Origin of the sequence: Pseudomonas sp. ML2-2023-3 (assembly GCF_037055275.1) — a bacterium.
Taxonomy (GTDB): Bacteria; Pseudomonadota; Gammaproteobacteria; order Pseudomonadales; family Pseudomonadaceae; genus Aquipseudomonas.
On sequence record NZ_CP146343.1, the window covers coordinates 1,243,913 to 1,257,264 of the forward strand.

The following is a 13,352-nucleotide window of genomic DNA, read 5'->3' on the forward strand; positions in this document are numbered from 1 at the left end:
GCATAGCAAATGACCGACAAAAAAGTTACTCGACTGCGTCGCGCTCGCAAAGCACGTCTGAAAATGCACGAACTAGAAGTCGTGCGTCTCTGCGTGTTCCGCTCGTCTCAGCATATATACGCCCAGGTCATCTCGGCCGACGGCAGCAAAGTCCTGGCAAGCGCCTCGACTTTGGACAAAGAACTGCGTGATGCTGCCACTGGCAACATCGACGCGGCCACAAAGGTTGGCCAGCTGGTCGCTACGCGTGCAAAAGCCGCTGGCGTCTCGCAGGTGGCTTTCGACCGCTCTGGCTTCAAGTACCACGGCCGCGTGAAAGCGCTGGCTGAGGCTGCTCGTGAAGCTGGGCTGGAGTTCTAAGTTATGTCAAATAACGACCAAAAGCGCGACGAAGGCTACATTGAGAAGCTGGTTCAAGTTAACCGCGTAGCCAAAACCGTTAAAGGCGGCCGTATCTTCACTTTCACCGCGTTGACCGTGGTTGGTGATGGTAAAGGGCGCGTTGGCTTCGGCCGTGGCAAGTCACGTGAAGTGCCTGCTGCGATCCAGAAGGCAATGGAAGCTGCTCGCCGCAACATGATTCAAGTGGACCTGAACGGCACCACTCTGCAGTACGCCATGAAATCCGCCCACGGCGCTTCCAAGGTTTACATGCAGCCTGCTTCTGAAGGTACCGGTATCATCGCTGGCGGCGCTATGCGTGCTGTCCTCGAAGTTGCTGGTGTTCAGAACGTACTGGCCAAGTGCTACGGCTCGACTAACCCGGTAAACGTGGTTCACGCCACTTTTAAAGGTTTGAAAGCTATGCAGTCTCCTGAATCTATTGCCGCCAAGCGTGGCAAAAGCGTCAAGGAGATCTTCTGATCATGGCTACCGTTAAAGTAACGCTGATCAAAAGCATGACCGGCCGTATCCCTAATCACAAACTGTGCATTAAGGGTCTGGGTCTGCGTCGCATCGGTCACACTGTAGAAGTACTTGATACTCCCGAGAATCGCGGGATGATCAACAAGGCTTACTACATGCTGCGTGTAGAGGGTTAATCGATGAAACTCAATGATCTGAGTCCAGCGCCGGGTTCCCGTCGCGAAAAGCATCGTCCGGGCCGTGGTATCGGTAGCGGTTTGGGCAAGACTGGTGGCCGTGGTCACAAAGGTCAGTCCTCCCGTTCCGGTGGCACAATTGCTCCAGGCTTTGAAGGCGGTCAACAGCCGCTGCATCGCCGTCTGCCTAAGTTCGGTTTCGTTTCCCTGAAAGCCATGGATCGCGCAGAAGTGCGTTTGTCCGAGCTGGCTAAAGTGGAAGGCGACATCGTTACTGTGCAGACCCTGAAAGATGCCAACGTGATCAACGTCAACGTGCTGCGTGTGAAAATCATGCTGTCCGGTGAAGTTACTCGCGCTGTCACAATCGGCAAGGGAATCGGCGCCACCAAAGGTGCGCGTTCGGCTATCGAAGCAGCTGGCGGCAAGTTCGAGGAATAAATGGCTAAGCAAGGTGCTCTCTCAGCGCTCAGCAAAGGCGGGTTATCCGAGCTCTGGGCTCGACTGCGTTTTCTATTCTTGGCGATTATCGTCTACCGAATAGGCGCACACATCCCAGTTCCTGGTATCAACCCGGACCGGCTGGCGGACCTGTTTCGACAGAATGAGGGGACCATACTTAGCTTGTTCAACATGTTTTCCGGCGGCGCGCTGGAGCGGATGAGTATTTTTGCGCTGGGGATCATGCCGTACATTTCGGCATCGATCATCATGCAGCTTATGTCCGCTGTCAGCCCGCAACTGGAGCAGTTGAAGAAGGAAGGTGAAGCTGGTCGTCGCAAGATAAGCCAGTACACCCGCTACCTCACTGTCGTTCTTGCTCTCGTCCAGGCTATTGGCATGTCCATTGGCTTGGCGGGGCAGGGCGTAGCGTTCACTGGTGACCTAGGCTTCCATTTCGTTGCAATAACCACTTTTGTGGCGGGTGCAATGTTCATGATGTGGCTGGGTGAGCAGATTACTGAGCGTGGTGTTGGCAACGGTATCTCGATGTTGATTTTTTCGGGTATCGTCGCCGGTCTTCCGAGAGCAATAGGGCAGTCTTTCGAGTCTGCGCGTCAGGGCGATATCAATATTTTCGCTTTGGTTGCTATCGGTTTGCTGGCAGTAGCGATTATCGGTTTCGTGGTGTTCATTGAGCGTGGTCAGCGTCGTATTGCTGTTCATTACGCCAAGCGTCAGCAGGGCCGTAAGGTTTTTGCTGCGCAGACTAGCCACCTACCGCTGAAAGTGAATATGGCCGGTGTTATTCCGGCTATTTTTGCGAGCAGCATTTTGCTGTTCCCGGCTTCGCTGGGTGCCTGGTTCGGTCAGTCTGAAGGTATGGGCTGGTTGCAGGACATCTCGCAGTCGATCGCTCCTGGTCAGCCGTTGAATATTCTGCTGTTTAGTGCAGGGATTATTTTCTTCTGCTTCTTCTATACGGCGTTGATGTTCAATCCGAAAGACGTAGCGGAAAACCTGAAGAAGTCCGGTGCCTTTATTCCGGGTATCCGTCCAGGCGAGCAGTCGGCACGCTATATTGATGGCGTTTTGACTCGTTTGACTCTGTTCGGTGCTCTTTATATGACGGCCGTGTGCCTGTTGCCCCAGTTCCTGGTGGTTGCGGCAAACGTTCCGTTCTACCTTGGCGGGACCTCGTTGCTGATCGTGGTCGTGGTTGTTATGGACTTCATGTCCCAAGTACAATCGCACCTCGTTTCGCACCAGTACGAATCCCTGATGAAGAAAGCCAACCTGAAGGGCTACGGCAGCGGCATGCTCCGCTGAAGTACTACCCCGTAAGGTGAGAGGAGTTGGTGATGAAAGTTCGTGCATCGGTGAAAAAGCTGTGCCGTAACTGCAAGATTATTCGCCGCGAAGGTGTTGTTCGGGTAATTTGCAGCGCGGAACCACGTCACAAACAGCGCCAAGGCTGAGTGTGATCTGTTTGAAGCCCAGCAGCTAGTGCGCTGCTGGGTTGATTATTTGTTATTACAGCGATATTATCTCGCGCCCTATTTCTTGGCTTCCGGGGCGTAGGTAGCTGTCAATTGGAGTCCCACTGAATGGCCCGTATTGCAGGCGTTAACATTCCAGATAACAAGCACACTGTTATCTCGCTGACCTACATCTATGGTGTTGGTCGCACTACCTCACAGAAAATCTGTGCGGATGCTGGTGTAAACCCAGCCGCTAAGATCAAGGATCTGAGCGACGAGCAGATTGAGTTGCTGCGTGGCGAAGTGGCGAAGTTCACCACTGAAGGTGACCTGCGTCGTGAAGTCAACATGAAAATCAAACGCTTGATGGACTTGGGCTGCTACCGCGGTCTGCGCCATCGTCGTGGTCTTCCAGTACGCGGTCAGCGTACCAAGACCAACGCGCGTACTCGCAAAGGTCCGCGTAAGCCGATCCGCAAGTAATCGCACCAGCGAATCGACAGGAATTTAGTCATGGCAAAACCTGCTGCTCGTCCTCGTAAGAAAATTAAAAAGACAGTGGTTGATGGCATCGCCCACATCCACGCGTCTTTCAACAACACCATCGTGACCATCACCGACCGTCAGGGTAACGCGCTTTCTTGGGCTACCTCCGGTGGTTCGGGTTTCCGCGGTTCTCGCAAGTCCACCCCGTTCGCTGCTCAAGTAGCTGCTGAACGTGCTGGTCAAGCTGCGCTGGAATATGGCCTGAAAAACCTTGACGTTAACGTTAAGGGCCCAGGTCCAGGTCGTGAGTCCGCTGTCCGTGCTTTGAACGGCTGTGGCTATAAGATCGCCAGCATCACCGACGTGACGCCTATCCCGCACAACGGGTGCCGTCCGCCGAAGAAGCGCCGCGTGTAATCCAGGAGACTGTAAAGAATGGCTCGTTACATTGGTCCAAAATGCAAACTGGCACGTCGTGAAGGCACCGATCTCTTCCTGAAGAGTGGTGTGCGCGCTATCGAATCGAAGTGCAATATTGAAGCTGCTCCAGGCATCCACGGCCAACGCCGCGGTCGCCAATCCGACTACGGTACCCAACTGCGTGAAAAGCAGAAGGTCCGTCGTATCTACGGCGTTCTCGAGCGTCAGTTCAGCGGCTACTACAAACAAGCTGCTGGCAAGAAAGGTGCAACCGGTGAAAACCTGCTGCAACTGCTCGAATGCCGCCTGGATAACGTCGTATACCGTATGGGTTTCGGTTCTACTCGTGCCGAATCTCGTCAGTTGGTATCGCACAAGTCGATCAGCGTTAACGGTCAGACCGTAAACGTTCCGTCCTACCAGGTTCGTGCTGGTGACGTGGTCGCTATCCGCGAGAAAGCAAAGAACCAGCTTCGCATTGTCCAAGCTCTCGATCTGTGTGCCCAACGTGGCCGCGTAGAATGGGTAGAAGTAGACACTGAGAAGAAGTCGGGCGTTTTCAAGAACGTTCCTGCTCGCAGTGATCTGTCCGCCGACATCAACGAAAGCCTGATTGTCGAGCTCTACTCCAAGTAAGGGCTAGAAAATAGGTGCATCCATGCAGATTTCGGTAAATGAGTTCCTGACACCTCGCCATATTGATGTGCAAGTTGTCAGTCCAACCCGCGCTAAAATCACTCTCGAGCCTCTCGAGCGTGGTTTTGGCCACACCCTGGGCAACGCGCTGCGCCGCATCCTGTTGTCCTCAATGCCAGGCTGTGCAGTAGTCGAGGCCGAGATTGACGGTGTGCTCCACGAGTACAGCGCCATCGAAGGTGTACAGGAAGACGTAATTGAAATCCTGTTGAACCTTAAAGGTCTGGCTATCAAGCTGCACGGCCGTGACGAAGTTACGCTGACCTTGTCGAAGAAGGGTTCGGGGGTGGTTACCGCTGCCGATATTCAGCTGGATCATGATGTCGAGATCGTTAATCCCGATCACGTAATCGCCAACCTGGCGTCTAACGGCGCCTTGAACATGAAGCTCACCGTAGCTCGTGGTCGTGGTTATGAACCAGCAGACTCGCGTCAGAGCGATGAAGATGAAAGCCGCAGCATTGGTCGCTTGCAGCTTGACTCTTCGTTCAGCCCGGTTCGCCGTATCGCATACGTGGTGGAAAACGCCCGTGTCGAGCAGCGTACTAACCTGGACAAGCTGGTTATTGATCTGGAAACCAACGGTACACTGGATCCTGAAGAGGCCATTCGTCGTGCTGCAACCATCCTGCAACAGCAGTTGGCTGCATTCGTCGACCTCAAAGGTGACAGCGAACCAGTGGTAATCGAACAGGAAGACGAGATCGATCCGATCCTGCTTCGTCCGGTTGACGATCTGGAACTGACCGTGCGTTCGGCCAACTGCCTTAAGGCGGAGAACATTTACTACATCGGTGACCTGATTCAGCGCACCGAAGTAGAACTGTTGAAGACTCCGAACCTGGGCAAGAAATCCTTGACTGAAATCAAGGACGTTCTGGCCTCCCGTGGTCTGTCCCTCGGCATGCGCCTCGACAACTGGCCGCCTGCAAGTCTTAAGAAGGACGACAAGGCGACTGCCTGATCGTCGTAATCACCGAACGTTGTGTTTGGTAAGGAATGAACCATGCGTCATCGTAAAAGTGGTCGTCACCTGAGCCGCACTAGCTCCCACCGCAAGGCTATGTTTCAAAACATGGCAGTGTCGTTGTTTGAGCACGAGCTGATCAAAACGACTCTGCCGAAAGCCAAAGAATTGCGTCGCGTTGCTGAGCCGCTGATTACTCTGGCCAAGAATGATTGTCTGGCTAACCGCCGTCTGGCCTTCGACCGTACGCGTTCGAAAGCCATCGTTGGTAAGCTGTTCAACGATCTGGGCAAGCGTTATGCAACTCGTGAGGGTGGCTACCTGCGCATCCTCAAGTGCGGTTTCCGCGCTGGCGACAACGCGCCTATGGCGTACGTCGAGTTGGTTGATCGTCCAGTTGGCGGTGAAGCTGTATCCGCTGAGTAAGACGTCAGTCTCTACAAAGAACCGGGCCTAGTGCCCGGTTTTTTGTGCCTGTTAGATTAGTATTCTCTATTGATTCTGATCATTTAATGCATTTGCCCGTGAGTAGATCATGGTCAATACTCCTCCTCAGCCGATTAGCCGGCAGCACAAAGACTGACTGAGGAAGCAAACACATGAGCCAGACCAAAACGCTTACAACCGCCAGCGGCGCTCCAGTTGCTGATAACCAGAATTCTCGTTCTGCTGGCCCTCGCGGCCCTTTGCTACTCGACGATTTTCATCTGATCGAGAAGCTCGCTCACTTCAACCGGGAAAACATTCCGGAGCGTCGTGTGCACGCCAAGGGTTCAGGTGCACACGGCACCTTCACACTGACCCGTGACATGGCTCAGTACAGCAGTGCCAAGCTGTTCGACACCATCGGCAAGCAAACGCCCACTTTTCTGCGTTTTTCAACCGTAGGTGGCGAACGTGGCTCGGCCGATACCGAACGCGATCCTCGCGGCTTTGCGCTTAAGTTCTACACCGAGGAAGGTAACTGGGACATCGTGGGTAACAACACCCCCGTGTTCTTCATTCGTGATCCACTTAAGTTTCCTGATTTTATCCACACCCAAAAGCGTCTGCCGCAAAGCAACCTGAAAAGCGCGCAGATGATGTGGGATTTCTGGTCGCACTCGCCGGAGTCGCTGCACCAGGTCACCATCCTGTTCTCTGATCGTGGCATTCCCGATGGCTACCGTCACATGCACGGGTTTGGCAGTCATACCTACAGCATGATCAATGCAGCGGGTGAGCGTCACTGGGTCAAATGGCACTACAAGACCAAGCAAGGTATCAAAAACCTGCCGCCTGCCGAGGCTGCACGACTTGCAGGTACTGACCCGGACTACGCACAGCGGGATTTGTTTGGTGCCATTGAGCGCGGTGATTTCCCGAAATGGCGTGTCTGCATGCAAATCATGACCGAAGCGCAAGCCGCCGCACACTACGAAAATCCGTTCGACGTGACCAAAACCTGGTCGCAGAAAGAGTTTCCATTGATTGAAATCGGTGAACTTGAGTTGAACCGTAATCCGCTCAACTACTTCGCAGAAGTCGAGCAAGCTGCGTTTGGTCCCAGCAACATGGTCCCAGGTGTCGGCTTGTCTCCGGATCGCATGCTCCAAGGCCGTGTGTTCGCTTATGCCGATGCCCATCGCTACCGTGTAGGCACCAACCATCAGCACCTGCCGATCAACGCACCACGGGTGCCTGTGCATAACTATCAGCGTGATGGCTCAATGGCTTTTGGCAATAATGGTGGTGCTGCGCCGAACTACGAGCCCAACAGCTACGCTGATGCGCCAAAACAAGCGCCGCAGTTCGCCGAGCCGCCTTTGGCCCTGAGTGGTGCGGCGGATCGTTACGATCATCGCGTTGACAGCGATTACTACAGTCACGCGGGTGCATTGTTCCGCCTGATGAATGACGAGCAGAAAGCCCTGCTCATCAATAACATCGCAGGGGCAATGGACGGGGTTTCGGCCGACGTCGTGGAGCGTCAGTTGCAACATTTCTACAATGCCGATCAGGCTTACGGTGACGGTGTCGCCAAAGCGCTGGGCGTAAAGGCTAAGTAAGTCTAAGTGAGAAGCAGAACCGCCCTCAATAGGGCGGTTTTTGCGTTATTTAGGTCTGTTTTCTCTACAAATACAGGATTTTATAGCGATTGAGCCGTGACCTCTCAGTCAGCTTGGTTCAAACTACAGGCTTTCAAGCAGGGAGATGTGCGGCGATGCAAGGGCACCCGGACGTAATCGATTACCTCAACACGTTGCTCACCGGCGAGCTGGCTGCACGTGATCAATACTTTGTCCATTCCCGCATGTACGAGGACTGGGGATTTACCAAGCTCTACGAGCGCATCAACCACGAAATGGAAGAAGAGGCACAACACGCTGATGCGTTGATGCGCCGGATTCTGATGCTTGAAGGTACTCCGCGCATGCGCCCGGATGATCTGGATGTGGGCACCACCGTGCCGGATATGTTCGCGGCTGACCTGCGCCTTGAGTACAAGGTCCGCGCTGCGCTGTGCAAAGGTATTGCACTGTGTGAGCAGCACAAGGACTACGTAAGCCGTGACATGTTGCGCATTCAGTTGGCAGACACCGAAGAAGATCACACCTACTGGCTGGAAAAACAGCTGGGCCTGATCAAAACGATAGGTCTGCAGAACTACCTGCAATCGCAGTTCTGATCGGCGTAAGCCTCAACAAAAAGCCCCTGCCATCTCACGATGGCAGGGGCTTTTTCTTACTGCGATTTAAGCTTTGTCGCGAATCAACAACGGTTTCAGATAGAAGCCCGTATGAGATTGCGACATCTCGGCTACTTCTTCCGGAGTGCCGGTTGCGATGATCTGACCACCCTTGGAACCGCCTTCAGGTCCCAGGTCAACCAGCCAGTCAGCAGTCTTGATCACATCCAGGTTGTGCTCGATCACCACCACGGTATTGCCGTGATCGCGTAGACGATGCAATACATCCAACAACTGCTGAATATCGGCAAAGTGCAAACCTGTAGTAGGTTCATCGAGGATATACAGCGTTTTACCGGTATCGCGCTTGGACAGCTCGCGGGACAGTTTCACCCGTTGTGCCTCGCCGCCTGACAGCGTTGTGGCGGACTGCCCCAGCTTGATGTATGACAGACCTACATCCATCAGCGTCTGCAGCTTACGCGCCAGGGCTGGTACTGCATCGAAGAACACGCGTGCTTCCTCAATGGTCATCTCCAGCACTTCGTGAATGCTCTTGCCCTTGTATTTGATTTCAAGGGTCTCACGGTTATAGCGCTTGCTCTTGCACACATCGCAAGGCACGTAGATGTCAGGCAGAAAGTGCATTTCTACCTTGATCAAGCCATCACCCTGACAGGCCTCGCAGCGCCCACCTTTCACGTTGAATGAAAAACGCCCTGGACCATAGCCCCGCGAGCGGGATTCCGGTACGCCGGAGAACAACTCGCGTATCGGCGTGAACAGTCCGGTATAGGTAGCAGGGTTGGAGCGTGGTGTGCGGCCAATCGGGCTCTGGTCGATGTCTACGACCTTATCCAGATGCTCCAGGCCTTTGATGCTGTCGTGAGCCGCGGCTTCCAGCGTGGTTGCGCCGTTGAGTGCCGTGGCGCTGAGCGGGTAGAGCGTGTTGTTGATCAGTGTCGACTTGCCCGAGCCCGAAACCCCGGTCACGCAGGTCAGCAGGCCTATAGGAATTTCCAGATCCACGTTGCGCAAGTTGTTGCCGCGAGCGCCCTTGAGCGACAGCGTCAGCTTCTTGTCGCGTGGGGTGCGTTTGGCCGGCACGGCGATCTTCACCCGGCCCGACAAGTACTTGCCAGTCAGCGAGTCAGGGTGCGCCATGACCTCGGCCGGTGTGCCCTGCGCGACGATATGCCCGCCATGCACGCCCGCGCCCGGGCCAATGTCCACTACGTAGTCCGCCAGACGAATTGCATCCTCGTCGTGCTCCACCACAATCACCGTGTTGCCGATATCGCGCAGATGCTTGAGGGTGCCCAGCAATCGGTCGTTATCGCGCTGATGCAGGCCAATGGAGGGCTCATCGAGGATGTACAGCACCCCGACCAGTCCTGCGCCAATCTGGCTGGCCAGACGAATACGCTGGGCTTCACCGCCAGACAACGTATCGGCACTGCGATCCAGTGAGAGATAGTCGAGCCCCACATTCACCAGAAACTGCAGACGCTCGCGGATTTCCTTGAGAATCTTGTCGGCAATTTCGCCGCGACGCCCGGTCAGGCTCAGGGTGCTGAAGTACTCGGTCGCGTCGCCAATAGGCATATTGGTCACGGCCGGGAGGGTTTTTTCGCCGACCCACACATGACGGGCTTCGCGGCGCAGACGGGTACCGCGGCAGTCCGGGCATGCCTGGGTGCTAAGGAACTTGGCCAGCTCTTCGCGCACGGTGGCCGATTCAGTTTCACGGTAGCGCCGCTCAAGGTTCGGCACGATGCCTTCAAACGGATGCGCGCGCTTAACGATGTCGCCGCGGTCATTCAGATAGCGGAAATCGACATTCTGCGTGCCGCTGCCGTACAGGATGACTTTTTGTTTGTCAGCCGCCAGCTCGCTGAACGGTACTTCAAGGCTGAAGTCGTAATGCTTGGCCAGCGCTCCCAGCATCTGGAAGTAATAAACGTTACGCCTGTCCCAGCCGCGAATCGCGCCCTCTGCCAGGGTTAGCTCGCCATTGACCAGGCGCTTGATGTCAAAAAACTGCTTGACCCCCAGGCCGTCACAGGTCGGGCATGCGCCAGCCGGGTTGTTGAAGGAGAACAGCTTGGGTTCCAGCTCGCTGATCGCGTGGCCGCAGATCGGGCAGGCGAAGCGTGCAGAGAAGATCATCTCTTCGCCCGGCTCGTCGTCCATCGGCGCGACCAGGGCAATGCCATCGGCCAGCTTCAGCGCGGTCTCGAATGATTCGGCCAGGCGCTGTTGCAGGTCAGCCCGCACTTTAAAGCGGTCGACCACCACGTCGATGGTGTGCTTCTTCTGCTTGTCGAGTTTGGGCAGTTCATCCAGCTCACAGAGCTTGCCGTTGACGCGAGCCCGCACGAAGCCCTGGGCCCGCAGCTCTTCGAATACGGAGAGGTGTTCACCCTTGCGCTCGCGAATGACCGGAGCCAGCAACATCAGTTTGCTGCCTTCAGGCTGCGCCAGCACCAGATCGACCATTTGGCTGACGGTCTGGGCTTCAAGGGGGATGTCGTGATCCGGGCAGCGGGGGATGCCGACGCGGGCGTACAGCAAGCGCAGGTAATCGTAAATTTCGGTAATGGTGCCAACCGTGGAGCGCGGGTTGTGCGAAGTCGATTTTTGCTCGATGGATATCGCTGGCGACAGACCTTCGATGGTATCGACGTCAGGCTTTTCCATCATGGAAAGGAACTGCCGCGCATAGGCGGACAACGACTCGACATAACGGCGCTGGCCTTCAGCGTACAAAGTGTCAAACGCCAGGGATGATTTGCCGGAGCCAGACAGTCCGGTGATGACGATCAGTTTGTCCCTTGGCAGGGTCAGGTCGATGTTCTTCAGGTTGTGGGTTCGTGCCCCACGTATCAGGATCTTGTCCACTGCGGCCTCGCTTGGCGGGCATAACGTAAACGAATGAGTATACGGATCTGTATGAAAGCTGTGCAGGCCTTGATGGCACGATGTCATTCAAGCAGCCTTTATAACTTTTGCGTGACAAAGCGTCGCGGCTCTCTCGCGTATGTGCTGTTACTCGATGGGACTGATAGAATCGCCGCCGGTTCACATGAGGTTTTTCCATGCACGATCCCCACAGCGAACGCATGAGTAGCGGCGAGACCCGAGCGGCAAGCGGTCTGGCCCTGGTGTTCGCCTTCCGTATGCTAGGCATGTTTATGGTGTTGCCGGTTTTGGCAACCTATGGGATGGACCTTGCCGGTGCGACGCCCGCCCTGATAGGTCTGGCAATTGGCGCTTATGGCCTGACCCAAGCCATTTTTCAGATCCCGTTTGGTGTGATTTCCGACCGTATTGGACGGCGCCCGGTCATTTATCTGGGGCTGATTGTCTTCGCCTTGGGTAGCGTGCTGGCGGCTAACTCAGATTCGATTTGGGGCGTTATCGCGGGACGAATCCTGCAGGGGGCGGGTGCAATTTCTGCTGCAGTTATGGCGCTTTTGTCTGACCTCACCCGTGAGCAGCACCGCACCAAGGCGATGGCCATGATCGGCATGACCATTGGTTTGTCATTTGCGGTTGCAATGGTCGTGGGGCCACTGCTGACCCGTGCCTTTGGTCTGTCTGGCCTGTTTCTGGCGACAGGTGCCATGGCACTGCTGGGGATCGTGATTGTCATGTTCATGGTGCCGCGCTCGACCGGGACCTTGCAGCACCGCGAGTCCGGCGTGGCCAGGCAGGCTTTGCTGCCAACCTTGCGCCATCCCGACCTGCTGCGTCTGGATCTCGGCATTTTTGTGTTGCACGCCATGTTGATGTCGAGCTTTATCGCGTTGCCGCTGGCTCTGGTCGAAAAGGCCGGACTGCCCAAGGAGCAGCACTGGTGGGTGTACCTGACAGCCTTGCTGATTTCTTTCTTCGCCATGATCCCGTTCATTATCTATGGCGAAAAGAAACGCAAAATGAAACGAGTTTTACTCGGTGCCGTCGCGACGTTGATGCTCACTGAGCTATTCTTCTGGCAGTTTGGCGACAGCTTGCGCGCATTGGTGATTGGTACCGTAGTGTTCTTTACCGCGTTCAACCTGCTTGAGGCTTCATTGCCTTCGCTGATCAGCAAAGTTTCACCGGCGGGTGGCAAGGGCACGGCGATGGGGGTCTATTCCACCAGTCAATTCCTGGGTTCGGCACTGGGTGGCATACTCGGCGGCTGGTTATTCCAGCATGGCGGTTTGTCGGTTGTGTTCCTTGGAGGCGCAGGTCTGGCTGCACTCTGGTTGGCCTTTGCTGTTACCATGCGTGAACCACCATATGTAACCAGCCTGCGCTTGCCGTTATCGCCTGAGGCGCTCCGCGAAGCAGGTCTGACCGAGCGTTTGAAGGCAGTTGCTGGCGTTACAGATGCAGTGATCGTGGCTGAAGAAGCTGCGATTTATATCAAATTGGACACCGAACTATTGGATCGCGCGACACTCGAGCAGTTGGTTAACCCAGCGCCGACGTGCGAAGCCTAGGAGAACGTTATGGCCCGTGGGGTTAACAAAGTTATATTGGTCGGCACGTGCGGCCAGGATCCCGAAGTTCGCTACTTGCCTAACGGTAATGCCGTGACCAACCTGAGTCTGGCAACCAGCGAACAGTGGACTGACAAGCAGACCGGTCAGAAAGTCGAAAAGACTGAATGGCACCGTGTATCGATGTTCGGCAAAGTTGCCGAAATCGCTGGCGAATACCTGCGCAAGGGTTCGCAGGTTTACATCGAAGGCAAGCTGCAGACCCGCGAGTGGGAAAAAGACGGTATCAAGCGTTACACCACCGAAATCGTGGTCGACATGCAAGGCACCATGCAGCTGTTGGGTGGCCGTCCACAGGGCGACCAGCAAAACCAGGGCGGTGGTAACAACTACCAGCAACAGCAATCCGCTCCGCGTCAGCAGGCTCAACGCCCTGCGCCGCAACAGCAGCCTCAGCAGCAGTCGCGTCCAGCGCCGCAACAGCAGGCACCACAACCTGCTCCGGACTTCGACAGCTTCGATGATGATATTCCATTCTGATTTGTAGCTTTCGAGCTGCATTGAAGTACTGAAAAAGGCCCGTCGCTGACACAGCGACGGGCCTTTTTTTGTGCCGCGCATTTGGAAGGGAGGGCACGGTTGACCCGTGACAGGGCGCGC

16 protein-coding genes are annotated in these 13,352 nt (G+C 55.4%); 15 read left to right on the top strand and 1 reads right to left on the bottom strand.

Going from position 1 to position 13,352, the window contains the following annotated elements:
- Positions 1–9 precede the first annotated feature (9 nt).
- The 13 genes from rplR to bfr all read left to right on the top strand — a co-directional run bounded on the left by rplR (position 10) and on the right by bfr (position 8,202).
- Positions 10–360, top strand: a complete 351-nt coding sequence (rplR, locus tag V6P94_RS05725) for a 50S ribosomal protein L18 (protein WP_003444364.1) — start codon at positions 10–12, stop codon at positions 358–360.
- Between the two features lie 3 nt (positions 361–363).
- Positions 364–864, top strand: a complete 501-nt coding sequence (rpsE, locus tag V6P94_RS05730) for a 30S ribosomal protein S5 (protein WP_003186035.1) — start codon at positions 364–366, stop codon at positions 862–864.
- 2 nt (positions 865–866) lie between these two features.
- Entirely contained in the window at positions 867–1,043 is a 177-nt protein-coding gene (gene rpmD / locus V6P94_RS05735) for a 50S ribosomal protein L30 (RefSeq protein WP_003444363.1), read from the top strand.
- Between the two features lie 3 nt (positions 1,044–1,046).
- Positions 1,047–1,484 (top strand): 50S ribosomal protein L15, encoded by a 438-nt coding sequence (gene rplO / locus V6P94_RS05740; protein ID WP_003444362.1) that lies wholly within the window; start codon positions 1,047–1,049, stop codon positions 1,482–1,484.
- Complete coding sequence (secY, locus tag V6P94_RS05745) at positions 1,485–2,813, top strand: preprotein translocase subunit SecY (RefSeq protein WP_019409908.1); 1,329 nt, start codon at positions 1,485–1,487, stop codon at positions 2,811–2,813.
- A 32-nt stretch (positions 2,814–2,845) separates the two neighbouring features.
- Positions 2,846–2,962 carry a 50S ribosomal protein L36 gene (gene rpmJ, locus V6P94_RS05750; protein WP_002555468.1) on the top strand — a complete coding sequence of 39 codons (117 nt, stop codon included), beginning with the start codon at positions 2,846–2,848 and terminating at the stop codon, positions 2,960–2,962.
- A gap of 129 nt (positions 2,963–3,091) precedes the next feature.
- A complete protein-coding gene (rpsM, locus tag V6P94_RS05755) occupies positions 3,092–3,448 on the top strand; it encodes a 30S ribosomal protein S13 (protein WP_016779184.1) in 357 nt (118 codons plus the stop codon).
- Positions 3,449–3,478: 30 nt separating this feature from the next.
- Positions 3,479–3,868 carry a 30S ribosomal protein S11 gene (gene rpsK / locus V6P94_RS05760; protein ID WP_007924177.1) on the top strand — a complete coding sequence of 130 codons (390 nt, stop codon included), beginning with the start codon at positions 3,479–3,481 and terminating at the stop codon, positions 3,866–3,868.
- An 18-nt stretch (positions 3,869–3,886) separates the two neighbouring features.
- Positions 3,887–4,507 (top strand): 30S ribosomal protein S4, encoded by a 621-nt coding sequence (rpsD, locus tag V6P94_RS05765; RefSeq protein WP_003444359.1) that lies wholly within the window; start codon positions 3,887–3,889, stop codon positions 4,505–4,507.
- 22 nt (positions 4,508–4,529) lie between these two features.
- Positions 4,530–5,531, top strand: a complete 1,002-nt coding sequence (locus V6P94_RS05770) for a DNA-directed RNA polymerase subunit alpha (RefSeq protein ID WP_003176403.1) — start codon at positions 4,530–4,532, stop codon at positions 5,529–5,531.
- A gap of 42 nt (positions 5,532–5,573) precedes the next feature.
- Positions 5,574–5,960: a 50S ribosomal protein L17 gene (rplQ, locus tag V6P94_RS05775; protein ID WP_003444357.1), complete on the top strand. Its 387-nt coding sequence runs from the start codon at positions 5,574–5,576 to the stop codon at positions 5,958–5,960.
- Positions 5,961–6,133: 173 nt separating this feature from the next.
- Complete coding sequence (locus V6P94_RS05780) at positions 6,134–7,582, top strand: catalase (protein WP_338649083.1); 1,449 nt, start codon at positions 6,134–6,136, stop codon at positions 7,580–7,582.
- A gap of 155 nt (positions 7,583–7,737) precedes the next feature.
- A complete protein-coding gene (gene bfr / locus V6P94_RS05785) occupies positions 7,738–8,202 on the top strand; it encodes a bacterioferritin (RefSeq protein WP_133077078.1) in 465 nt (154 codons plus the stop codon).
- Positions 8,203–8,268: 66 nt separating this feature from the next.
- Here bfr and uvrA read toward each other — a convergent pair whose 3' ends face one another.
- Positions 8,269–11,103 (bottom strand): excinuclease ABC subunit UvrA, encoded by a 2,835-nt coding sequence (gene uvrA, locus V6P94_RS05790; protein ID WP_326398566.1) that lies wholly within the window; start codon positions 11,101–11,103, stop codon positions 8,269–8,271.
- A 197-nt stretch (positions 11,104–11,300) separates the two neighbouring features.
- On the opposite strand from uvrA, the gene V6P94_RS05795 reads away from it, so the two are divergent.
- Positions 11,301–12,692, top strand: a complete 1,392-nt coding sequence (locus V6P94_RS05795; protein WP_019824342.1) for an MFS transporter — start codon at positions 11,301–11,303, stop codon at positions 12,690–12,692.
- A 9-nt stretch (positions 12,693–12,701) separates the two neighbouring features.
- On the top strand, positions 12,702–13,232 hold the full coding sequence (locus V6P94_RS05800; protein ID WP_046810341.1) for a single-stranded DNA-binding protein: 531 nt from the start codon (positions 12,702–12,704) through the stop codon (positions 13,230–13,232).
- The last annotated feature ends 120 nt before the right edge of the window (positions 13,233–13,352 follow it).

Bases quoted from the DNA above. Each gene is read 5' to 3' on its own strand.
- rplR (WP_003444364.1), top strand. From the start codon at position 10: ATGACCGACAAAAAAGTTACTCGACTGCGTCGCGCTCGCAAAGCACGT.
- rpsE (WP_003186035.1), top strand. From the start codon at position 364: ATGTCAAATAACGACCAAAAGCGCGACGAAGGCTACATTGAGAAGCTG.
- rpmD (WP_003444363.1), top strand. From the start codon at position 867: ATGGCTACCGTTAAAGTAACGCTGATCAAAAGCATGACCGGCCGTATC.
- rplO (WP_003444362.1), top strand. From the start codon at position 1,047: ATGAAACTCAATGATCTGAGTCCAGCGCCGGGTTCCCGTCGCGAAAAG.
- secY (WP_019409908.1), top strand. From the start codon at position 1,485: ATGGCTAAGCAAGGTGCTCTCTCAGCGCTCAGCAAAGGCGGGTTATCC.
- rpmJ (WP_002555468.1), top strand. From the start codon at position 2,846: ATGAAAGTTCGTGCATCGGTGAAAAAGCTGTGCCGTAACTGCAAGATT.
- rpsM (WP_016779184.1), top strand. From the start codon at position 3,092: ATGGCCCGTATTGCAGGCGTTAACATTCCAGATAACAAGCACACTGTT.
- rpsK (WP_007924177.1), top strand. From the start codon at position 3,479: ATGGCAAAACCTGCTGCTCGTCCTCGTAAGAAAATTAAAAAGACAGTG.
- rpsD (WP_003444359.1), top strand. From the start codon at position 3,887: ATGGCTCGTTACATTGGTCCAAAATGCAAACTGGCACGTCGTGAAGGC.
- V6P94_RS05770 (WP_003176403.1), top strand. From the start codon at position 4,530: ATGCAGATTTCGGTAAATGAGTTCCTGACACCTCGCCATATTGATGTG.
- rplQ (WP_003444357.1), top strand. From the start codon at position 5,574: ATGCGTCATCGTAAAAGTGGTCGTCACCTGAGCCGCACTAGCTCCCAC.
- V6P94_RS05780 (WP_338649083.1), top strand. From the start codon at position 6,134: ATGAGCCAGACCAAAACGCTTACAACCGCCAGCGGCGCTCCAGTTGCT.
- bfr (WP_133077078.1), top strand. From the start codon at position 7,738: ATGCAAGGGCACCCGGACGTAATCGATTACCTCAACACGTTGCTCACC.
- V6P94_RS05795 (WP_019824342.1), top strand. From the start codon at position 11,301: ATGCACGATCCCCACAGCGAACGCATGAGTAGCGGCGAGACCCGAGCG.
- V6P94_RS05800 (WP_046810341.1), top strand. From the start codon at position 12,702: ATGGCCCGTGGGGTTAACAAAGTTATATTGGTCGGCACGTGCGGCCAG.